This is a genomic window from Novosphingobium sp. BL-52-GroH (genome assembly GCF_044813085.1).
Taxonomy (GTDB): Bacteria; Pseudomonadota; Alphaproteobacteria; order Sphingomonadales; family Sphingomonadaceae; genus Novosphingobium.
On record NZ_CP171151.1, the window covers coordinates 16,572 to 36,202 of the forward strand.

General features: G+C 61.0%; 21 protein-coding genes and 3 pseudogenes. 12 read left to right on the forward strand and 12 right to left on the reverse strand.

Annotated features, from left to right (window positions below; all coding sequences use genetic code 11):
- Window positions 1–296: 296 nt before the first annotated feature.
- On the reverse strand, window positions 297–659 hold the full coding sequence (locus ACFFDA_RS10115) for a transposase (protein ID WP_404479000.1): 363 nt from the start codon (window positions 657–659) through the stop codon (window positions 297–299).
- A gap of 234 nt (window positions 660–893) precedes the next feature.
- Between ACFFDA_RS10115 and ACFFDA_RS10120 the strand changes: the two are divergent.
- A pseudogene (locus tag ACFFDA_RS10120) lies at window positions 894–1,052 on the forward strand (type IV secretory system conjugative DNA transfer family protein); the annotation flags it as partial.
- 38 nt (window positions 1,053–1,090) lie between these two features.
- On the opposite strand, the gene ACFFDA_RS10125 reads toward ACFFDA_RS10120, so the two are convergent.
- On the reverse strand, window positions 1,091–1,840 hold the full coding sequence (locus ACFFDA_RS10125) for a hypothetical protein (protein ID WP_404479001.1): 750 nt from the start codon (window positions 1,838–1,840) through the stop codon (window positions 1,091–1,093).
- Window positions 1,841–2,123: 283 nt separating this feature from the next.
- Between ACFFDA_RS10125 and ACFFDA_RS10130 the strand changes: the two genes are divergently transcribed.
- From ACFFDA_RS10130 to ACFFDA_RS10165, 8 genes and pseudogenes are all read left to right on the forward strand, one after another.
- A complete protein-coding gene (locus ACFFDA_RS10130; RefSeq protein WP_404479002.1) occupies window positions 2,124–2,384 on the forward strand; it encodes a hypothetical protein in 261 nt (86 codons plus the stop codon).
- Window positions 2,385–2,556: 172 nt separating this feature from the next.
- Window positions 2,557–3,588: an IS110 family transposase gene (locus ACFFDA_RS10135; protein WP_404479003.1), complete on the forward strand. Its 1,032-nt coding sequence runs from the start codon at window positions 2,557–2,559 to the stop codon at window positions 3,586–3,588.
- A 395-nt stretch (window positions 3,589–3,983) separates the two neighbouring features.
- Entirely contained in the window at window positions 3,984–4,283 is a 300-nt protein-coding gene (locus ACFFDA_RS10140; RefSeq protein ID WP_404479004.1) for a phage integrase N-terminal SAM-like domain-containing protein, read from the forward strand.
- A gap of 95 nt (window positions 4,284–4,378) precedes the next feature.
- Window positions 4,379–5,047: a hypothetical protein gene (locus tag ACFFDA_RS10145; protein WP_404479005.1), complete on the forward strand. Its 669-nt coding sequence runs from the start codon at window positions 4,379–4,381 to the stop codon at window positions 5,045–5,047.
- Window positions 5,048–5,630: 583 nt separating this feature from the next.
- Complete coding sequence (locus ACFFDA_RS10150) at window positions 5,631–6,191, forward strand: hypothetical protein (protein ID WP_404479006.1); 561 nt, start codon at window positions 5,631–5,633, stop codon at window positions 6,189–6,191.
- Window positions 6,192–6,341: 150 nt separating this feature from the next.
- Complete coding sequence (locus tag ACFFDA_RS10155; protein WP_404479007.1) at window positions 6,342–6,557, forward strand: hypothetical protein; 216 nt, start codon at window positions 6,342–6,344, stop codon at window positions 6,555–6,557.
- 406 nt (window positions 6,558–6,963) lie between these two features.
- Window positions 6,964–7,341 (forward strand): annotated as a pseudogene (locus ACFFDA_RS10160) (transposase); the annotation flags it as partial.
- 385 nt (window positions 7,342–7,726) lie between these two features.
- Window positions 7,727–8,170 (forward strand): annotated as a pseudogene (locus ACFFDA_RS10165) (Tn3 family transposase); the annotation flags it as partial.
- Window positions 8,171–8,244: 74 nt separating this feature from the next.
- Here the strand turns inward: ACFFDA_RS10165 and ACFFDA_RS10170 are convergent.
- The 3 genes from ACFFDA_RS10170 to ACFFDA_RS10180 are packed head-to-tail and all read right to left on the reverse strand — an operon-like array spanning window position 8,245 to window position 10,179.
- Window positions 8,245–8,634, reverse strand: coding sequence for a DUF4345 family protein (locus ACFFDA_RS10170; protein WP_404479008.1), 390 nt, complete (start codon window positions 8,632–8,634; stop codon window positions 8,245–8,247).
- 10 nt (window positions 8,635–8,644) lie between these two features.
- The gene (locus ACFFDA_RS10175; protein ID WP_404479009.1) at window positions 8,645–9,508 is read right to left on the reverse strand and encodes an SDR family NAD(P)-dependent oxidoreductase; all 864 of its coding nucleotides are present in this window, start codon (window positions 9,506–9,508) and stop codon (window positions 8,645–8,647) included.
- 35 nt (window positions 9,509–9,543) lie between these two features.
- On the reverse strand, window positions 9,544–10,179 hold the full coding sequence (locus ACFFDA_RS10180; protein ID WP_404479010.1) for a VOC family protein: 636 nt from the start codon (window positions 10,177–10,179) through the stop codon (window positions 9,544–9,546).
- A gap of 88 nt (window positions 10,180–10,267) precedes the next feature.
- Here ACFFDA_RS10180 and ACFFDA_RS10185 point away from each other — a divergent pair, with 88 nt between their 5' ends.
- Window positions 10,268–10,609, forward strand: coding sequence for a winged helix-turn-helix transcriptional regulator (locus ACFFDA_RS10185; protein ID WP_404479011.1), 342 nt, complete (start codon window positions 10,268–10,270; stop codon window positions 10,607–10,609).
- Between the two features lie 124 nt (window positions 10,610–10,733).
- Here ACFFDA_RS10185 and ACFFDA_RS10190 read toward each other — a convergent pair whose 3' ends face one another.
- From ACFFDA_RS10190 to ACFFDA_RS10220, 7 genes are all read right to left on the reverse strand, one after another.
- Window positions 10,734–11,225 carry a transposase domain-containing protein gene (locus tag ACFFDA_RS10190; protein WP_404479012.1) on the reverse strand — a complete coding sequence of 164 codons (492 nt, stop codon included), beginning with the start codon at window positions 11,223–11,225 and terminating at the stop codon, window positions 10,734–10,736.
- A 268-nt stretch (window positions 11,226–11,493) separates the two neighbouring features.
- A complete protein-coding gene (locus tag ACFFDA_RS10195; protein ID WP_404479013.1) occupies window positions 11,494–12,282 on the reverse strand; it encodes a TonB family protein in 789 nt (262 codons plus the stop codon).
- A gap of 8 nt (window positions 12,283–12,290) precedes the next feature.
- Entirely contained in the window at window positions 12,291–12,974 is a 684-nt protein-coding gene (locus tag ACFFDA_RS10200) for a Fe2+-dependent dioxygenase (RefSeq protein WP_404479015.1), read from the reverse strand.
- Window positions 12,975–12,980: 6 nt separating this feature from the next.
- Window positions 12,981–15,275 carry a TonB-dependent receptor gene (locus tag ACFFDA_RS10205; RefSeq protein WP_404479016.1) on the reverse strand — a complete coding sequence of 765 codons (2,295 nt, stop codon included), beginning with the start codon at window positions 15,273–15,275 and terminating at the stop codon, window positions 12,981–12,983.
- A gap of 58 nt (window positions 15,276–15,333) precedes the next feature.
- Complete coding sequence (locus tag ACFFDA_RS10210; protein ID WP_404479017.1) at window positions 15,334–16,287, reverse strand: tetratricopeptide repeat protein; 954 nt, start codon at window positions 16,285–16,287, stop codon at window positions 15,334–15,336.
- A gap of 338 nt (window positions 16,288–16,625) precedes the next feature.
- The gene (locus ACFFDA_RS10215; RefSeq protein ID WP_404479018.1) at window positions 16,626–17,360 is read right to left on the reverse strand and encodes a siderophore-interacting protein; all 735 of its coding nucleotides are present in this window, start codon (window positions 17,358–17,360) and stop codon (window positions 16,626–16,628) included.
- Window positions 17,357–17,818 carry a hypothetical protein gene (locus ACFFDA_RS10220; protein ID WP_404479019.1) on the reverse strand — a complete coding sequence of 154 codons (462 nt, stop codon included), beginning with the start codon at window positions 17,816–17,818 and terminating at the stop codon, window positions 17,357–17,359. The genes ACFFDA_RS10215 and ACFFDA_RS10220 overlap by 4 nt, the downstream gene beginning before the upstream one ends.
- Before the next feature lie 388 nt (window positions 17,819–18,206).
- Between ACFFDA_RS10220 and ACFFDA_RS10225 the strand changes: the two genes are divergently transcribed.
- Window positions 18,207–19,049 carry an AraC family transcriptional regulator gene (locus ACFFDA_RS10225; RefSeq protein WP_404479020.1) on the forward strand — a complete coding sequence of 281 codons (843 nt, stop codon included), beginning with the start codon at window positions 18,207–18,209 and terminating at the stop codon, window positions 19,047–19,049.
- A 177-nt stretch (window positions 19,050–19,226) separates the two neighbouring features.
- Window positions 19,227–19,625 carry a hypothetical protein gene (locus tag ACFFDA_RS10230; protein WP_404479021.1) on the forward strand — a complete coding sequence of 133 codons (399 nt, stop codon included), beginning with the start codon at window positions 19,227–19,229 and terminating at the stop codon, window positions 19,623–19,625.
- Window positions 19,626–19,631: the final 6 nt, after the last annotated feature.

Consider the following 19,631-nt stretch of genomic DNA (forward strand, 5'->3'; position numbering starts at 1 on the left):
GCGCTATTTTTCAATGACCATCGGCACGGGCCGATCGCGCGCGCTCAAAACCATTGCCCCTGCAGGACGCCTCCGAACTCGATCGCTAGGTGTAGCGGCTTGCAAACGTAGCGTCGCTTGCTCGCAAACAGGGTCATTTCCTGCTCGCATTGACTGACAGTCGGTACGCTACGGTGCTCACACTATCTGACAATGTACTCGCGATCATCCGCGTCAGCTCGCAAACGGTGGTGTCCTGCTCACATTAATGGCCTGTCAACCGTTACGCCCGGCCGATTTGGATCGTCGATCCGATGTCACGGCGAGCATTCCAATTTCCTCAGTTGATCCGCTGCCGCACTTCCCCAATCGGCGCTTCCTATTTGCTCGGTCACCCGCCCTTTGCTACCCACATCCACGATGATCACCGGCATTGCGGCCTGATGCACCTTCTGCTGTTCGCCCTCATCAACCACCGCCGCGGCGAACTCCGTCAGGGCGGGCGGGTGCCGCAGCTTGTTGCGCCACGTGTAAATACGCGCCGTGGAAATATCGTGCCGCCGCGCCACAGCCAAAACGCTGGCCCCAGGCGCAAAGGCTTCTGCCAAAATCTGGAGCCGCTCCTCGTCGCTCCAACGCCGCCGCCGTTCCGGCCCGGTCATCACCGTGATCTGCCGCATCCACTGCTCCTAAGCGTGCTCTCGAGAGCGTTCTTAAGAGCAGGCCCCTACCTCACGACAAGGCGCGTCTCGCCGGACGGATACAGGCTTTCGGTAAGCGCTGAAGGACGTGTTCAACCTGTCCGCGAACATGTGTCGTTATTGCGGGCGCCTGTATGGGAGGGCGGCAAGCCGGCTGACCAACGATCGAGGTAAAGCCCTGCTTGCCAAATATGTGAGCCTGTTGCCTATCCCCTCGGTCGCGCCCTGCTTACCCCCGATGAAATCCGCACCCTGCGGCCCGATTTGCAGCTCCTGTTCCTCGCCGGCCAGCGTCCGATCGTCGCCACCAAGCTCGCCTATCATGCCGATCGCGAGTTCGCGGGGAAGTTCGCCCCGGTGCGGCGCGTTTAAAGGGCAGATCCCCTAAACAAGATCAGGCGCGGCAAGCCTCAAAAGACCACATCGGCAGCGGGGAAGATGACCGTCAGTTTCGCTGTCTTGTTCTCGCGAGTAACAAAAGTGATCTGGCGGCCCATGATATTGTATGTTGCCGGAAAATCGCTGTCTGCGACCCGAAATTCAGGCATACACGAAACCACCCATGTGCCACTAGCGAGCAAGGCAGGCCGCCATACGCTCATGCAGATTTTAAAGCGGTTAACCGCTGATCCGAGAAAGCCCCCGGGGGTGCCGATGAAATTGAGATTCAGCTTCACCGTGTCCATCGTGCGAGGATCAACGGGGGTCAGTGTTACAGACGATTTGAGGGCGACAAGACGACTGGCCTTGCCGGTCTGGTAGATTGTGCTGCGGCCAGCGGACAGGAAATAATGATCGAAATTTCCGTCCGCGTTGGCGTCCACCAAGCACACGAAATTATTCCACTTTTCCCGTAATACAGGCTCGCAGCGGGTGCCGGGTCGGTTCTCAATACCAAGCAACAGCAGACCTTCCGAACCAACCTTCTTTCCGTCGATGCCGGTCGCCTCGACATCAAGCCGATAAAGCGTGCGCGGCACGATCAGGGCGATTTGGCGCTGATAATGGGGATACCCCAACGTCAATTCCCAGTCCTGGGAACCGGGCTGTTCGGCCAGCGCAGTCCACTGCGCTCGTAAGGGTTGATCTTGCTCTCCGGCGAATGATGCAGCAGGTAGCGCGAGCAGGACGGAAAAAAGAATCGTTCTCAAGCGCTGCATCTATATCCCCCCCAAATCCCATCATCGGTGATGGCCCTAGCCTGTCCGGTGTGTAGCGAATAGATCGGCGGCCGTCATGCTTGGCCTGTGAGGGGTCGGTTCCGGCTGATGGCGAAATGACACCCTCTCATGACTGCCTTCTGAGACGCTGGCCGAGTTTACCTCTTCGCTGGCCGCAAGACCAGCGGTTGCATTGACCTTGGCGGGTGTGCCGCGGGCTCCTGATCGACGACGATTGATCATGCTTTCATCCGCGGGCTGGTTACCGCACTACCCGTGAGGGGTGAACCAGTTAGCAGATTTGATCGCCTTGGCGGTGCGGCCTGTGGCGATGGTCGCCATTGCTGCACCGGCCTACAAGCTGGGCAAGCTCTTCGTTTCCCGCAGAATGGCAGCGTTGGCCAGTTTGTCATTGACGCCCTTGCTCTTCTTACTTGAACTGTTCTTGATCCAAATCCCGAACCTGCGCTTTGCCACGGCTGTATCCACACTGGTCGGGTTCGCGCTGTTGACGTGCATATTTTGGCAAAGAGTGGTCCGGTAGAGTTGACCTTACGGACTGTCTGCTACCCACCCATGCACGAACATGACGTAATCGCGGGAGCGCCAGCCGTTGGCCAGATGCACGGGATTACTGGAAGGTTGGTTGCCCCCCGATAAGATGAAGAACGGGCTCACGATTTTGGACCGGGCCCAGCATCATATGGAGGACAACCGTGGATCAGCATATAGGACTCGACGTCTCCCTGAAAGACACTTCAGTATCGGTTCGTCAGGACGGCAAGCGCATTTGGCGTGGCAAGTGTGCATCCGACCCGAAGCTTCTCGCAGAAGTGATCCGAAAGCGCGCACCGAATGCAAAGCGCGTGGTATTTGAGACCGGACCTTTGTCGGTATGGTTTTTTCATGCCCTCACTGCGGAAGGTCTGCCGGCGATCTGTATAGATGCGCGCCATGCCAAGGCCGCTCTCGATATGGCTGCCAACAAGACCGATGCGAACGACGCTGACGGCCTGGCCCATCTGGCTGAAGTTGGTTTCTATAGGGAGGTCCGCGTCAAAGGCTTCGACAGCATGTTGATGAGGACGCTGATCACCGCCCGCCGTCAACTCATGAAGATGAGGGTGCAGATGTCGAACCAGATACGTGGGCTGATGAAGACGTTTGGGCTGGTAGTGCCCAAAGGCGCCGGCAGCGTCTTCGACCGCAATGTAATTTCGCTTTTGGAAGGCGAGGACAATTTGGCACGCATCATCCTACCTCTGCTTAAAGCCTGGGGCGATATCCGGCTTCGCGTTGCGGAATTGACCAAGCAACTGGTTGCGATGGCCGGCGCGGATCAACGTTGCCGCCTGCTCACGTCCGTGCCTGGTGTGGGTACGGTCACTGCCACGGCCTTCGCAGCAGCAGTGGAGGATTCGATCAACTTTAAAAACTCGCGCGCTGTAGGCGCCTGGGTCGGTCTGACCCCAAAGCGGTATCAATCGGGAGAGGTGGATTATGAAGGCCATATCTCCCGTCGCGGCGACGCTAAGTTACGCACCCTCTTGTACGAGGCAGCCTCGGTCATTTTGAACAGGTCGACAGAGACGAACGCATTGCGTACCTGGGCCCTGGCGCTGAAGGAGCGGCTTGGTTTCAAACGAGCTGCAGTTGCGCTCGCGCGCAAACTGGCGGTAATCATGCACGCGATGCTGAAGACAGGCGAGCTGTTTGATCCAAATGCTGGAGCCGCCGCGCCAACTTGATGAACGACGACACATCGTCACCAGCGCATCTAAAGTTCACCGATAGCGTCCTTTAAGGCCGCGCCGAGCCGTCCCTGCCGGGGACGCGGCTGAGATCATTCTGCGAAGCGGGAAGCAACTGGCCTTTGGGAGCAGATTGCGTCACGAACATAGGAAGATCTTGCCTACGGAACCCATCCTGCGGCGATCAACTTGCATCGACCGCGTAGACGACCCTGTACCCGGCATACGCTTGGCAACAGTTATGAATGAACGAACGAATGATTTGGCTGGCTTGACAGAGGGGCGATTAGACGACCCGCTTCGCGGGAGGCCGCATGGTGCACTGTAACGTGTTATATGTAGGCCTTTAGCGGGGCGAGACTGGCAGTTCCTTCAACGGAGAGGAACTTGCCATGACTGTCTCGATCAATACCGCCCCGATCAGCCCGCTGCGCCAGTGGATGCAGCACGACATGATGATGCGAGGCCTCGGTCCCCATACCCAGCAGGATTACGTGCGCCATGTGAAGCGCCTTGCAGCCTTCCTGGGGCGCCCTCCCGATACGGCAACGGAAGAGGACCTTCGCCGCTTTCAGCTCATGCAGCATCAGAGCGGGGTCAGGCCGAGCACCATCAACGGCACCGTGTCGGCCTTGCGCTTCCTGTATAACGTCACGCTCATGCACGACGCTTGCGGCGGGGGAAGTGGATGACATTGCTGCGCATGACCGCGATGATGCTGCCCGGCAACCTTACATCGCGTTAACACCTTGTCCGGTGCGACCTTGGATTGCAGTAAGCATGGCTTATGATTGAATTCGTCGCCCCAGCGCATGAAGACCCGGCCCTTGCCCAATCACCGTTGCTGCGCGGTGCCTTGCTGACCCTCGGGTATCTCGTGGAACATGGTCCCATCGGTCTGACGCAGAGCAAGGCGTTGAAGCGGCATTTCGTGACGTGGGCTGCCGAAGCGTTCAACTGGCCCTATTACACCGCCGAAGACCTTTATGCGGTTAACAAGGTGCTGAACGAGCACGACTTCCCACCGCTGGTGGTGCTGCATGACCTGTTGGTGAGCGCCAAGTTGGCTCGGCATCGGAAGGGCTTCCTGCACATCACGAAGACGGGCAAGGATCTGTTACAGCATCCGGGCAATCTCTGGATCGCCTTGGCCCATCACGTCCTGTTCGTCCTCGATCACTCCCGATACACCAGGTACGGTGACGACCTCGCCGAGGATTGGCTGCTGTTCCTCAATATCATCAACGTCGAAGCTCATACCGGCCTAACCTACGATCGCTTCGCAGAGGTGCTGTTCGGGGCTGGACCGGAAGACCATCGGGCTTATGCAATGGCCTACATCCACATCCTGCGCCCCTTGTGCTGGCTTGGACTTCTGAACGAGACCCGCCACGGCAAGCCCTATCCAACAGAGAAGCTGTTTACGAAGACCGCGTTATGGACTCGGGTTATCTAGGCGGAATCCGACACGGTGTTGCCGGATGTCACACAGCATTGATCCTCTCGCTCTTTTGTTGGCAGCTAACATACCATGAATTTGGTCCATGAAGCCGTGACAATAAAATATTTAGGAAATCTCATGTAGCGGGCTGGCAATGCGCAGCCGTAACTGAGCGATCTTATTTCATCGTGGGGGAAGTATGTTGAAATATGTAACACTTCTGGCGGTTTTGGCAGCTTCGCCTGTAATCGCTGAAGACCCTATAGTTTATAGCCCTTTGAAAAATGGCCAGAGGTTCGTGTGTGCTGATTTGACTGAAGGCAATGTCAATGACAGCAACCAAATACGACAGTACGTCCTGGGATATTGGAGTGGGTTTAATGCTGCAAACTCATTTAATTCATTGCCTGGCGTAGATGTTGGCGCGACTACCAGTGCTAATGGGGTTTTTGGAGAAATTAAACTATATTGCGCTCGAAATCCGTCAATGGATATTCCTACTGCCGTTCTGTCGACGTACCTTCGCTTCAAGCGAAGCGGTCGATAATGCCTCAGGATATCGTAAGATAATTTGATTGTAATTGCTGAGAGAAATTTCGTGCGTAAACTTTGGGGCTTATTCATTGCCTGTTTTTTCGGGGTTGCCACGCCTGCACACGCCCAAGATGGCGAGCCCTTTTGGATCGGGAATAGTTGGGCCGTTGGGCGTGAACATATTTCTGACGAAAAAGATGTTGGCGGCGGAATAAGTTGCTCCATATACACCAAGAGTTCTTCTTACAGCGCCATGCTTGGCATCAAAAATCAGCCTGCGATAATCACGATGTTCATGGGTACAATGCAGATGACGTCTCTATCGTTTGCGTCGCCCATCGCCCCAATTGACCATACAAATTCCTTGAGCATGCGCATACTCATGCGAGATTACACGACAAACGATTTATCTTCTGGCGTTACGGCTTTTCCCTTCCCTGAACGTGGTGGCCATACATACATTTGGATAATGCCCAATGAGGAGGGGCGGAGGCTCGCCCATCTGCTGTCTAATGCCCTGACCGTGACCATCAGGAATGCGGATAATGCGGTGGTTCAAACGATTGCTGTGAACGATGAAGGGCGTATTGCCTTTGAGAAGCTTGCTGATTGCGTATTAGGGTAATCGGCACGGTTGCCAAGGCTCGTCCACATCTGTCTTTACGACTTCGGATGACGGCATCTATCACGCTATTGCGGGTTGCATTTGCAGGCGCGCTGATTAAAAGATCCTCCTTCAACTTGTTGATTAATATATCAAAAATACGGAGTCCGCGTGTCAATCCATCCCCTCCTCGCTGAACTTGAAAAACAGATCGCTGATAACCTCGAAGAACTTCGTAATCTGTCAGATTCGAACCTTCCCACCAGCGTTATTGAGCCGCTTCAAGAGCACTACAGCAAAATCGACGCAGCCCTGATTGACGCTAAAAACTACCTGTCGAATGCTTTGGCGCGAGACCATGAGGCACAGGCAAAAAATAACGGTTGAGGTAGACGTAATTGCGCCCGGACCGCTACCCGAGCCTGACCCTCTACCGCCCCGGATTTGCCACGTGCAGGTCTGGGGCTTTTCCTTATTATTTTTGCGATTTTCCGATGCTACAGCGCCGATTGCCATGCCGCCCGACCCATGGGCACCTCGGACAGCGACGCGCTCTAACGCATCAATGGTTTGAATAGCTTCTGCCTTGATGGATGCCAGCATCCAAGGGTTATGGTCCAATATTAAGGCCGCGTCAGTGAGCGGACTATCAGATGCTCCCCGACGCCTTTCCCGTTGACCACTACGGTCACAAAGGTTCGATCGTACGCGCCCATGTTCGCTTGCTGACGATATCGGTCATTAGCAGGAATTGGCGGGAAGAACACGCTGCAACGGCGGGCATAACGATCCCCGCCTGTGCACGGTGCCGGGCGTTGGCCCAGTGACCGCCGGTGCGATCATGGCGTTTGCACCAGATCTGCGGACTTTCGCCAGCGGAAGAAACTTCGCGGCATGGCTCGGCCTGGTGCCGAAGCAGCGATCAACGGGCGGAAAATCCCGCCTCGGATCCATGAGCAAAATGGGTCAAAGCGACATTCGCAAACTTCTCGTCGTCGGTGCGATGAGCAGGATACGATGGATCGTGCGCAAAGGCGTTCTCCCCGACAACTGGCTGGGCCGCATGATGGCTCGCCGGCCTAGGATGGTGGTCGCCGTAGCACTGGCGAACAAAATGGCGCGGACAATTTGGGCGATGATGACCCGCGAAGAAGATTACCGTTTGGCGTGATGGCGTAACTGCCATAGCGCTCGGGGCCTCGGTCCCGACAAGGAGATCGACTGATACTATGCGGCAAGGACTTCAATGTTCACGATACGGCTAACCAGTCCCGGGGCGAGAGCAACCCAAGCTCGCTGAACCGATGTGGCCCGGATCGTTCGAACTGCATAACGGCCCGTGGCGTCAGCAAGCCACACCAGAGGCCTGACACACGACCGATGAAGCGCTCTGCCGAGCAAAGTCAGAAAATCACCTTGCAATCTGGGAGGCATCCACACACGCGCCGGGATTGCCGGAGGCCATTTTTGTTAAATTAGGCAGCCAGTGGGAAGTCGTCCAGCATGGCATAGTAGTGTTGTTCGGCTTCGACTGGTGGAATGTTTCCGATCGGCTCCAGCAGAACAGCCTTGCCTTGGCCTTACGCGAGATCGGGAGAATCGAGCGGACGCTGTTCACATTGCGTTGGTTTGAGGAACTGGAACTTCGCCGGAGAGTGACAGCCGAACTGAACAAGGGGGAGGCGCGCAATAGCTTGGCGCGAGCTATCGCCTTCCACCGCCTCGGGCGTTTCCGGGATCGAGGCCTCGAAAGCCAACAAATCCGGGCGGCGGCGCTCAATCTTACGTCCGCCGCAATCATCCTGTTCAACTGCCGCTATCTCGGCCGCGCCGTTGACGAATTGCGGCGTCGGGGGACCCCGGTCGATCCGACCATGTTGGCCCGGCTCTCACCCTTGGGGTGGGATCACATCAACCTGACCGGCGACTATGTTTGGGCGGAAAACCTGAAACTCGATGCTGATGGCTTCATGCCGCTGCTTGCGAAGCCGCTACCGTGAATCCGTGTCCGAATAATGCACAGGGGCCTACATCGCCGGTCGATGATCGGCGACGGACGGGATGTCCCCACCGTTCAAAGTTGAGCGGACCTGTGCAGCCTGATCGTCACCAAGAGTAGCAACGACTCGACAACGAACTCGGGCATTATGACCGGCGAGGCAGGTACGCCATCGAAGATAAAGCTGCCGACGCGCCCAAAGACGATTCCGGCAAGATAGATCATTTGGAGGCTCAATGCTGCGGGCCGTAAACGCGGCGTTGCCGCGCCTGCGAGCAAGCCCATGCCGATTGCGACATGCAGTCCGCCAAAACCCGTCCGTTCGAGATGGTGCTCCATTTTGCCGCCGGGGTCTGCGCCATAAAGTCCGTACATGATGTCGGGATCGAACCAATAAATCCCTCCAACGCCGACCAAGCTTAGCCCGATTATGAGGAGCAGCCAGAAAATCCAGTCGATCTTCATCGCGTGGCCCTCATGGCAGGACGACGCCGTGCTTGGCGGCAATGCTGTTTGTGATCTCCCACAGCCTCGCCGCCTTTTGTCCGTCCAGCGCCAATGTCTCGGGCGCATAGCGTTTTGGATTACGAAGCACGGCACCTGCCGCATCCTTTGCGGAAGCCTCGGACAGCACCCGCACGGCATTGCGCGCCGACAATTCCGGGGTGGTGCCGAACCTGCCCATCAGTCGCATGATCAACGGCATGCCCGGATCAGCCATCGCCTTGGTCTTTGTAGAATTGACGCAGACCGCCGTCAGCGTCACCGGCCGTTCGGCCCAGCGTCTGGTCGCCTCTTGTATGTGGAGGAAGCCAAGCAGATGCGTGCCGAGCACCGACTTGAAGAAGCTCCATTTACGCTGCTCGAACTGAAGATCGTCGAGATCGGGCATGAACAGCGTCGGGACATTGCCGGCGATATGCACGATGCGTCCGTCCCCTGAAGCGGCGAGCGGGTCGATGAGCAGCCGATTGAGCGCAGCCCGCGCAAGATACTGCAGGGCAAACGCGAATTCGAGGCCGTCCGATGTCATCTGCTTACCCTGAAATGCCGCCATCGCCGTGTGCATGACGCCATGCAGGGCCGGTTTCCATTTGCCGACCTCGGCGGCGACCGTAGCGATGCCGCCCACGGTCGACAGATCGCCGCTGAGAAATTCGGCCGAGGCGGCGCCCGCCGCCTTTACCGCCGCCGCCGCCGCTTCCCCCGCCTCGCGCCCGCGGCCGACAATCAGGACATTGGCGCCTCGTTGCCCGATCGCGACGGCTGCGGCCCGCCCGATCCCGGCCGACCCGCCGAAGAAAACGAAATTACTATCGCGTAGCGAACGTTCGGCCATGACAATCTCCGTTAAAGGCAAAGGACATTCATCGGTCAAAGAAGTGCCATGGGATCATAGGGCACGGCGGGGGCGAACTCATGCTGCCACGCGCGCTTGTGCAGGTCCCAAGGGCTGGCACCGGCTTCACGCGCCGCCGCCAGTTTGTCGGGATCGACGTCCACGCCCAGCGGACGCCTGGCGAAATCAGGGGAGGTCTGCATATGTTCGATCGAACCCCAATTGTCCTCGAACTCGGCGAAATTGCTGACGTTCAACTCGACGCTGTTGCGGTCCGGATCTTCATAATAGAAGGCTGTCTGCGCGCCCTCATCGACCGACAGGATGGGCACGATACCCAGCCCCTTCAATCGCCTGTACGTACCGAGCAGTTCGTCGAGCGACCGATAGGCGAAGGCGACATGCTGCAGGCGCTGGTGCCTGGCGCGGTCGACATCGAAGCCGAGCCCCGGAATTTCAACTAGTGCGATGCGGTGATTGGCGGCGTCGTTGCTCAGCCATGCCGCTCGTGGGCGAAACTCCCCTTCAGGCGCGCCGATCGGATTTTCCGATTGATACACCAGCCGCATGCCAAGCACTTTGGCGTACCACCTGGCGAGCCGGTCCATGTCGCCAGTGGTGAGGCCAACATGATGGAGCGTCGGGTGAATGGTCGTCTCGTCGTTGAACATGGCGATATCCCTTGCATTCGATCACAACGCAGCGGAGATGTCGTCTAAGACAACAGGTCGCAAGTAGGATGGAAAGCTGTCTGTTAGTATGGAAAAGCAGAGTAATGGCTGTTCCATTGGGTCCGATGGCGACATGCATACGGAAATGCGGCGTGCGCTCGCGATCCTATCGGGCAAGTGGAAGCTGGAAATCCTGTGGCTGCTAAACGAGCGCGTGCATCGGTTCGGTGAGTTGCGCCGGTCGATACCTGGCATAACGCAACATATGCTGACGGCGCAGTTGCGCGAACTGGAGCGGGATGGGTTGGTATCGCGGACCGTGTATGCCGAAGTCCCGCCGCGGGTCGACTATGCGATTACCATCAAAGCGCGTGGCCTCGCCCCGGTGATTGATGCGCTCATGGCGTGGTGGACGACATACACTGCTTGATTGCGTGCGGAGCGGCTAGGGCTTCATTGGCAATCCGCTATGGATCGTCACTGCCATTTCCTGGCGCGGACTTCCCTGGATGCTAAAACGAAATGCTTACCCAGTGCCTCCCGACCAGAGTTATTCAGCAGCATAGGGAAACCGCGTGACCGCGCTGTAGCCGTGTAGACGTACAGCGGTTCTGGGAGATGTTGGCGATGCGGCTGAGCACGTCGGCGAGCCACGCCTGCGGATCGATGTCGTTGAGCTTTGCCGTGCGAATGAGGCTCAGCATGAAGGGGGTGCGCTGGCCGCCGCGATCTGAACCAGCGAAGAGCCACGACTTTCTGCCCAGGGCGCCATTGGCGATGATGATTTCCCGTCCGTCGTCAGGCCGATGGACTGTGTAGCCGAGCGAGATGTCCTCGACGGTGCCGACCTCGAATTCATCTTTGGTGGGAGCGGCGATCTGAATGCGATCACCACGACGAAAGGGCTTGTAGAGGAACAAGACTGATGCCGGCGACGAGATTGCCGAGGGTGGTCTGGGCCGCGAAGCCGACGATGACCGATACGAGGCTGACCCGCGCGAGCACGGCCGTCCCGATACGATTGAGAGGCGGAACGAGATGCGCATAGCAGGCGAGCAAGATCAGCCACAGGATCAGGATCGCTAGATGACTCAGAAATGGGAGCGTTATTTGGTCAATACGATCGGACTGGTCGTGCTTGAACCTATGCTCTCAGCTCATCTGCTCGAGCAGATCATCTATGCACAACGTTGCGAACGTCACGAGATTTGTCGGCCACGCCATAGGGCAGGAGAAGGTCGCGCCCGTGCAGGAGGCTGCCTCAGCGGCTGCGATCAGGTAACGGAGTTGGCGCAACTCAATCATTCTTAAATATCATCGCAGGAAGAACTGCATCGGCACGACCAGTTCCCGCGTATCGCCGGGCATATCGTGCGGGAATTGAGGCAGCGGTTCGGCGCGGGAGAGCGTAGCGAGGGCCTCGTGGTCGAGAGCAGCGAAACCCGAACCCTGCGCGATCGAGGATGACAGCACGCGCCCGTCGCGGTTCAGGCGGAACCGGATGGAAACGACGCCCTGCTCCCGTCGGCTGCGCGAGGCCGCCGGATAGCGTTTCTGCCTTTCCAGCGCGGCGAGCACGCGGCCTTCCCAGCTATCCTTTGCCTTGCTGGAAGCATCCGAGACGGGGGCAGAGGTTTCGACCGTCGCGGCGACGGTTGGCGGGGACGCCGGCGACGCTGGTGCGGACGGCGCGGGATCGGACCGGATGATGACCGAGGAAACTGCTGCGGGGGTGATCGGCTGCGGGACCGCTATGATCGAAGGTGGCTGCATCGGGGTCGGAATCCGGGGGGCGGGCCTGGGTTTGGCCATCTTCTCGCGCACCTGCGGCGGTGGGCTGGCCAGCGGCAGGAGCGTCACGACCAGCGGCATAGGCGGCGGCGCGACGACAGCCGCGACCGAGCGAAACAGCATGAAGGCGATCAGCGCCGCTCCATGCAGGGCCACGGTGACGGCAAAGGCGAACAGCCTGCCGCGCGCGTCGGGCGCATAGGTTTCTCTCGGGGCGGCCACGGCGAACGGCGCCGCTTGCCCGGCAATGGGCATGACAGGGCCGTCCGCCGGATCGTGGGTGCCGGGCGCGTAACGATCGCGCGAGGTCATTGCGACGCTCACAGTTCCGCCGCGCGGCGCAGCAGATTGTGATAGACGCCGGTCAGGGCAAGCGTCCCGTGGGTATCCGCCCCGATCTGCTGGCGGACCTCGATGATCGCCATGTCGAGATCATAAAGCAGGGTCCGCAGGCCATCGTCCTTGAGCATCGACTGCGTCCAGAAGAAGGCGCTCCAGCGCGCTCCGCGCGTGATCTCCGGGACCCGGTGAAGGCTGCCGGCCGGATAAAGGATCATCGAGCCGGCCGCGAGCTTGACGGAGCTTGTTCCGTAGCTGTGCTCGATGACCAGCTCGCCGCCATCATAATCCTGCGGATCGGTCAGGAAAAGCGTCGAGGAGAGATCGGCGCGCATGCGGATGCCGGCACCCGGCACGGCGCGCACCGCGCCGTCGACATGGGCGTCGAAGCGCATACCCCTGTCGTAGCGGTTGAACAGCGGCGGGAGCACGCGGAACGGCAAGGCCACGCTGTTGAACAGGGGGTTGCGGCCCAGCGCTTTGAGGATGATCTCGCCCGCCGCCCGCGCTTCCGGCCCGTCCTGCGGAAGCTGGAGATTGTGCTTGGCCCGCGCTGCCAGCTCGCCGGCCGTGACTCGCCCATCGACCAGGTCCGCCGCCTCGATCAGGCGGCGGACATCGGCCAGCTCTCCGGCCGTGAGCACATCGGGGATCTCGACCAGCATGGCCCTTCAGAGCTTCACGCTGCCGGTGAGGGCGACGGTGCGGCCAGGGGCCACTTCCGCGCGGAAGTAGAAGGCCGAGCTGTAGCTGAGCTTGTTGGTGAGATTGGTGACGTTGAGCGCGAGTCGGTAACGGTCGACCTCATAGGACAGCAGCGCGTCGAAGGTGGTGGCGCCGGGAATATGATAGACCATCGAAGGGTCGGCGAAATAATCGCTGCGGTAATTGACGCCGCCGCCGACGAGAAGGCTACCAGGCAGGTAAGGGATCAGCGTCGCGATGTCATATGTGCTCCACAGCGCCACGCCATGCTTCGAGACATAGGGCACGCGGTTGCCGGTCGCGTCCCCAGCATTGAACACGCCGTCCGGCGTGAACTCCAGTATCTTGCTGTCCATATAGGTATAGGAAGCCTGCACGTCCCAGGCGGGCGTGACCTTGCCGGTCAGGCTCAGTTCGATGCCCTGCACCCGTTCCTTGTCGCGGATATTGATCGACTCGCCGGTGGTCGGGTCATTGTAGCTACCCCGGTTCTTGATGACGCGGAACAGCGCCGCCGACGCGCCGAGCCGATCGTCGAGGAAGCTCCATTTGCCGCCGATCTCGAACGTCCGGTTCTTGTCCGGGTCGAGGTTCGGCTCGCTTGCCGATACCGTGCCCTGGAAGGTCGGATTGGCCCCCTGCGGCGTGAACGAACGGGCGTAGCTCACATAGTAGGTCTGGCCACGCGTCGGCTCCCACATCAGCGATGCCTTGGGGCTGAGGAAGTTGGTCTTGCTGCTGGTCCAGGCGGCGTAGTCGCCGTTTGCATCCGATGCTGCGGATTTGGCGTGATAGCTGTCCCAGCGCAGGCCGGCGAGCAGCGAAACCGTATCGGTGAACCAGATGTGATCGCTGGCGAACAGGCCGACATCCCAGCTTCGCGCCCGCGTCCGGTTGCCGATCCCCGTCGTCAGCGCGAAGCCATCGGGATTCTCGAAGGCGGGATCGCGCAGGGTGCCGCCGTCGCGGGCGAGCACATTGCCGGACGGCCGACCGAAGCGGTTGTGCTGATAATAGACGTCGACGCCGGCGACCAGCTCATGCCGTAAGCCGGCGGTGTCGAAGCGGGCGACGGCCGTCGTGATGTTCTGGCCGCCGGTGCTGGTCTGCGTGACGCCATAGACGGGCCAAACGCCGTAGTAGGTGTCGAAATTGCCGGCGATCGCATCGGTCGCGCAGCTATATTGGCGATCCCCCAGCACGTTGTAGGGATTGTAATAGAAGGAATAGCCGCCATCGTCGCAGATGTTCGGCGTGAAGGCCATCCGCCGGCTGTAATGCGCGTAGCGCGTATCGTTGGTGATGGTCAGCCAGTCGCCGATCTCCTTGTGATAGCGCACTGTCGCGATGTGGACATTGGTGATGTCCCTGTCGGTTTCCTTGCCGTAGAAACTGGATCGCGGGGCGCCATATTCGGTGACGGGATAAGCCGCCTCGCCGTCGGACCGGATGGGGATCGGCACGCCCATGTCCGGGCGACGGTTGCCATGCTGATACATATAGCTGATCGTCAGCGTCTGGTCGGTGCCGAGGCCCAGGCCGAGCGAGCCGAGCACACCCCAGCGCTTCGAATAGACATGGTCGCGGTCGACGAGGTCCTGGTCGTGCCACATGCCGACGATGCGCAGCGCCGTGGTGGCATTGAGCTGCTTGTTGAGGTCGGCGACGACGCGCGCCTGCGCGCCGTTGCCGATGGTGCCCTGGAGCGCATAGCTGTCGCCGAGATGAGCGGTCTTGCTCTGGAGGTTGATCGCGCCGCCGGTGGTGCCGTTGCCGAAGCTCTCCGAGGATGATCCCTTGAACACCTGCACATTCTCGGTCGCGAAGTCGTCGCGGACATAGGCGCCGAAATCACGCAGGCCGTCGATATAGATGTCGCCCTTGGCGTCGAAGCCGCGGATGCGAAACGCATCGCCGTTCATGCCGCCGCCGCCCTCGCCAGTGGCCACGGTGACGCCGGGTACATATTTGAGCACCTGGTCGAGCGTGGTTGCCTGCTGCTGCTCGATCACGACCTGGGGAATGACCGTGACCGTTTGCGGCGTGCCCTGAAGATCGCCGGGCAGGCGGTCAAGTCGGGTGCCGTGGCGCAGCACGTTCGATCCGGCTTCCCCTTCGTCGTCCGCCCCGACGCGCACCGGGCCTAGCCGGATCGGTTCGTCGGCCGGCGCCAGCGGCGGCGCGTCCTGCGCTTCGGCCTTGCCCGCACCCAGCAGCATCAGGCCGGTGGCGAGGCTGGCGGACAGGGTCGTCGCCGACATGGGGGGACGCAGCCCTTGGGTGGAGGAGCCGGATTGGACGTGCGTTGTCATCGGTCGATTACCTCAGATGCTGGAGGGTGGACGCCGCCGGGACCAACCCGGTCCTGCGACGCATGAAGTGGCGGAATATGCGACGCGCAGCGTGGCGCATGACCATCGCCCGGCAGCAGCGCGCGGTGGCCTCGACGTGGCCCTGAGCCGCGGCCCGGCGGAACCAGGCGCGGGCTTCGCGCGGATCGGGCGCGGCGGCGACGCCGGTTTCGAGCGTGATCGCGTAGCGGTACTGGTCGTTGGCATCGCCGGCGGCCGCGCAGCGGGCGAGCGCGTCAATTCCGAGCCGGCGCAGGTCGGCATCCGGCCGGTCGAGCAGGATCGGCGCGATCCGGCGGCGGAAGCCCGTGTCACTGGCGGCGATCGCGCGGGTGAACAGGGCGATGGCCTGTTCACGGTCGCCCGTGCGCAGCAGCAGGGTGGCGAGGTTGAACTGCGCCCAATGATCGCCCCGGTCGGCCGCGATCCCGTAGAGGCGGGCGGCTTCGGCCGGATCGGCGGGCACGACCCAGCCTTCCTCCAGAAAGCGCGCGAGCGAATTGATCGCCTTGAGATTTCCTTCCCCAGCGGCCTGCCGAAACAGCGCGAAGGCGCGCGGCCGGTCGGCGGGATCGCCCAATCGCATCAGGATCTGGGCGAGGTTGACCTTGGCCCAGACATGCCCGCGCGCGATTGCCTCTTCGAAATATCCGGCCGCCCGTCCATAATCCTGGGGCACGCCCCAGCCCTTCTCATGGCAGCGTCCCACCATGTTCCACGCTTCGGCATCGCCGCCTTCGGTAGCGCGCTCGAACCAGGACAGCCCTGCTTGCGCATCGCGTGCCATTCCGCGCCCGTCCAGCAGGAGTTGGCCCAGCACGAGCTGGGCGGCGGCAGAACCGCGCAGGGCGGCATCGCGGATCGCCTGCGCCGCTTCGCGTGGATTGCGGGCAAGCCGTGCCTGTAAACGGTCGGTATCCAATGTCAGACGCCTGAATGCTATCTGCGGGGGAGCAGGGTTCCAGCCGCTCATCCAGCCCGTCCGCCACATGTGGGTTGCACCGTCCGATCGATGGTCCCGGGCGCGGGTCGGAGGGTATCGGTATCGAACAGCATAGGCAGGCCCCTGGATGCGGGGCGCCAATCAAATTGATAATGCCTCGCAATACGCCCTTCATAGCGAAGCGACGGGCATGGCGATTGCGGGATACCGCCGTTATATCCCTAAAAGCTGCCAACCCCTTGTCTGCGCTACCTGCAAAGGACGCGACCCGGCCGCGATGTCGACCAACCGCGCCTGCGTCGCAGGACGGGGCGATTTCAGTCCAGGCCCGCCTTGCCCGGCGCCCAATAGGCTTTGGTCCTGATGCGGGTGGCGGGAACGTCCAGCACCTTGAGCGTCTGGCGCAATCGCTGGATCGAGGTCGCCTTGCCGGTCAGCACGAAGAAGGCTCCAGACGCAGCGGGGGCCGCCAACAGCCGCTCGATCTCAGGCAGATGATCGTCACCCGGCCGCCGCGCGAACAGCTTGGACGTGCCGAGGCCGAGATGCTCCAGGACGGGCTGCGCTGCCTCCGCCGAATTCACCTCGAAGAGACATTGGGCGCCCTGCCCCGCGGCCAGGGCAAGTCCGAACGCGGTTTCGTCGCCGAATAGGACGATCGGAGCAGGCAGGGCCGTCAGATCGAGCGACGAGCGAGGGCCGAAGACATCGCAGGCGTCGCCGGGCCTGGCGGTGCGGACCCAATCGCTCCCCGGGCCGCAGGACCCATGCACATAGGCGAGGATACGGGTTCTGCCTGCGGTCGCGTCCCATTCGATCGGCGTATAGGTTCGCGTGGTGAACGCCGAGCCGAGCGCGATCTGGACCTTCTCGCCCGGCACCCAGGCGGCCCCCACGAATTCTGGGCTTTCGAGCGTGATTAGGTGGAAGCCCTCCCCGACCGGCTCGGAAGCGGCGACGGTCGCCTGTTTCATGAACAGCCGGATCAGCGCCTTGCTGAATGCTCCGGGCTGACGCGAAGCGATAGGTTCGGGAGACCTGGTGCTGGTCATCTGATGGCTCCTCGTCTGGTCGTCATTCCACGCGCGAGATCGGCTGCGCTGGAGATGGTGCGGTGTGGAATGGTCAAATCGGCGTTGCGCAAGGCCGCCGCGGCTGCTCTCAACAGGACGTCGAGCGAGGGATCGACCGACAGCGGCCAATGGACGCCGGGTCCGAAGACCTGGGGACTGAGACGTTGCCGGCGGCCCAGTTCTCCGAGCAGGACGATCTCCCCGGTCGAGACGAACGGCGAACCGACACCGTGCAGACGAAGGTGCGGGGCCATGTCGGGAAGCAGCGCGACCAGGGCAGCGAGCGTGGAGACGCCGCGCTCGCTGATGCCGGCGCGTTCGAGCATCGCGCGACCCTCGACGCGCGCCGGCGGCGCGGCGGCAAGCTGGCGCACCGCCTTGACGAGGAGCCGCTCGCCCGCGTGCCGTGCGGTCAACGCCAGAGTCTTGGGCAACATCGTGTTTGGCCTGATCGGTGGGCGGAGCGGCTCTCGGGCTGGGTAGGGTCGGGCAAGACTGGCTCCATGATCTCGCGGCGGGGCGACGGTGCCATGCGACGCTCGCGACTGCACTTTGTTCGCGAGAAGGATGGACTAGCGGCCCAGCAGCATGTCTCCATCAGGAGGGCCGGTCAAAAAGCTTCGCATTCCCGCCAAAAGCGGGTTGCCCGGCGCTGCTAGATCGCAACAGGCAGGATGCTGTACTCTCCACGGAGCGGCGGAATTGACAATCCCAGCCAAATTATTGCCCAAAGCCGCCACACATGTAAGAATCGTTCGCAATACTCCCGATGCCGCGGCAGGGGTTCAGGCATTGGGATGAACCGAAGTCGGAATGGAACCAGGGATGCGGGTGATTGATTTCAAGGAGCCGTTCGATCCGCACGAGGTGTTCGATCCGCACGAGGTGCCTCGCGCGGTGTCCGCGATCGGCATGGAGCTTGTGACCGGAGGCTTTGAAAGCCAGAAGCACGCCCATCGCAAAGCGCAGCTCATCCTGACGGCGCGCGGCCTGGTCACATGCGACGTGGCCAAGGGCCTCTGGATGGTTCCTCCGCAATGCGCACTCTGGATTCCTGGTGGGATGGAGCACAGCGCGCGTGCGGTCGGTGAAGTCGAACTCTATGTCCTGTTCCTCGATCCCGAAATCGCCGGCGCGCTTCCAACCGAGTGCTGCACGGTCTCGATCACACCATTGTTGCGGGAACTGGTGATCGCCGTCTCCCGCTTGCCGCCGCTCTATGAGGGAGAGGGCGCGCCCGGCCGCCTGGTCCACACCATGCTCGACCAGTTGGCGACCGCGCCGGTCGAACGGTTGCACCTGCCGCTTCCGGCCGATCCGAGACTGCGCAGGATCGCGGACGCGCTGACGACCGATCCGTCCAACCGGGCGACAATCGGCGAGTGGGCGCGCCATGTGGCGATGAGCGAGCGGACGCTGTTCCGTATGATCCTGAAGGAGACGGGCATGAGCTTCGGCCGCTGGCGCCAGCAGTTCCACATCATGCTCGCGCTGGAGCGCCTCGCCGAGGGCGAGCCGGTGCAGGCCGTGGCCTTTGATCTCGGCTATGAAAGCGCCAGCGCCTTCATCACGATGTTCAAGAAGGCGCTGGGCCAGCCGCCGGGAAAATATCTCGCGTCGCGCCGTGGTCAGGGGACGGCGGCCATCGGAATGACGACCGTCGGCTGACCTGGCGTTGCCTGCATTTGCAATCGTCCAGCCGCCCATCGTGCACCGAAAAGTTGGCGGCATTGCGCAATAATTTGACCTGATGCCGGAATGACAGGTGGGAGGTCGCGTTTCACATTCATGCGACGCTGAGCGACGTGACGCTCTTTTTCAAAGCTGATGAACAGGAGAAGCTGCATGACCGGCAACCAGCATTACAAGCCAGCCCTGCTGTGGCTCATAACGGCCGTCGGCGCGGTGCTGTTCGTCACGCTCCAGTCCTTTGCTTATGTGAACGACTATATCAGGGCGCATGGCGCGATGCCGGCAGTGACGTTCGATCCGGCCATGCTGTGGATCGTGTTCGCCTTCTATGGCGCCTGGATCATTCCGCCGCTGCTGGCTCTCGCTGGAACGCGGGGAAGCGATCGGGCGATGCTGATCCTTGGCGGGCTGCTTGTGGTCCTCAACACGCTGGGCGGCGTTTTCGACGGCGTGCGCGACGGCGGCCATATCATCTTTCTGGCGCTGCTGTGCATCGCGTTCCCTGGCGCCTGCGCAACCGCTGCATCCTGGCGCCGCGTCAGGGCCGGCTGACGCCGC

Excerpts from the sequence above, each read along its gene's own strand:
- ACFFDA_RS10115 (WP_404479000.1), bottom strand. The coding sequence starts at position 659 with ATGCGGCAGATCACGGTGATGACCGGGCCGGAACGGCGGCGGCGTTGG.
- ACFFDA_RS10125 (WP_404479001.1), bottom strand. The coding sequence starts at position 1,840 with ATGCAGCGCTTGAGAACGATTCTTTTTTCCGTCCTGCTCGCGCTACCT.
- ACFFDA_RS10140 (WP_404479004.1), top strand. The coding sequence starts at position 3,984 with ATGACTGTCTCGATCAATACCGCCCCGATCAGCCCGCTGCGCCAGTGG.
- ACFFDA_RS10145 (WP_404479005.1), top strand. The coding sequence starts at position 4,379 with ATGATTGAATTCGTCGCCCCAGCGCATGAAGACCCGGCCCTTGCCCAA.
- ACFFDA_RS10170 (WP_404479008.1), bottom strand. The coding sequence starts at position 8,634 with ATGAAGATCGACTGGATTTTCTGGCTGCTCCTCATAATCGGGCTAAGC.
- ACFFDA_RS10175 (WP_404479009.1), bottom strand. The coding sequence starts at position 9,508 with ATGGCCGAACGTTCGCTACGCGATAGTAATTTCGTTTTCTTCGGCGGG.
- ACFFDA_RS10180 (WP_404479010.1), bottom strand. The coding sequence starts at position 10,179 with ATGTTCAACGACGAGACGACCATTCACCCGACGCTCCATCATGTTGGC.
- ACFFDA_RS10185 (WP_404479011.1), top strand. The coding sequence starts at position 10,268 with ATGGAAAAGCAGAGTAATGGCTGTTCCATTGGGTCCGATGGCGACATG.
- ACFFDA_RS10190 (WP_404479012.1), bottom strand. The coding sequence starts at position 11,225 with ATGCGCATCTCGTTCCGCCTCTCAATCGTATCGGGACGGCCGTGCTCG.
- ACFFDA_RS10195 (WP_404479013.1), bottom strand. The coding sequence starts at position 12,282 with ATGACCTCGCGCGATCGTTACGCGCCCGGCACCCACGATCCGGCGGAC.
- ACFFDA_RS10200 (WP_404479015.1), bottom strand. The coding sequence starts at position 12,974 with ATGCTGGTCGAGATCCCCGATGTGCTCACGGCCGGAGAGCTGGCCGAT.
- ACFFDA_RS10205 (WP_404479016.1), bottom strand. The coding sequence starts at position 15,275 with ATGTCGGCGACGACCCTGTCCGCCAGCCTCGCCACCGGCCTGATGCTG.
- ACFFDA_RS10215 (WP_404479018.1), bottom strand. The coding sequence starts at position 17,360 with ATGACCAGCACCAGGTCTCCCGAACCTATCGCTTCGCGTCAGCCCGGA.
- ACFFDA_RS10220 (WP_404479019.1), bottom strand. The coding sequence starts at position 17,818 with ATGTTGCCCAAGACTCTGGCGTTGACCGCACGGCACGCGGGCGAGCGG.
- ACFFDA_RS10225 (WP_404479020.1), top strand. The coding sequence starts at position 18,207 with ATGCGGGTGATTGATTTCAAGGAGCCGTTCGATCCGCACGAGGTGTTC.
- ACFFDA_RS10230 (WP_404479021.1), top strand. The coding sequence starts at position 19,227 with ATGACCGGCAACCAGCATTACAAGCCAGCCCTGCTGTGGCTCATAACG.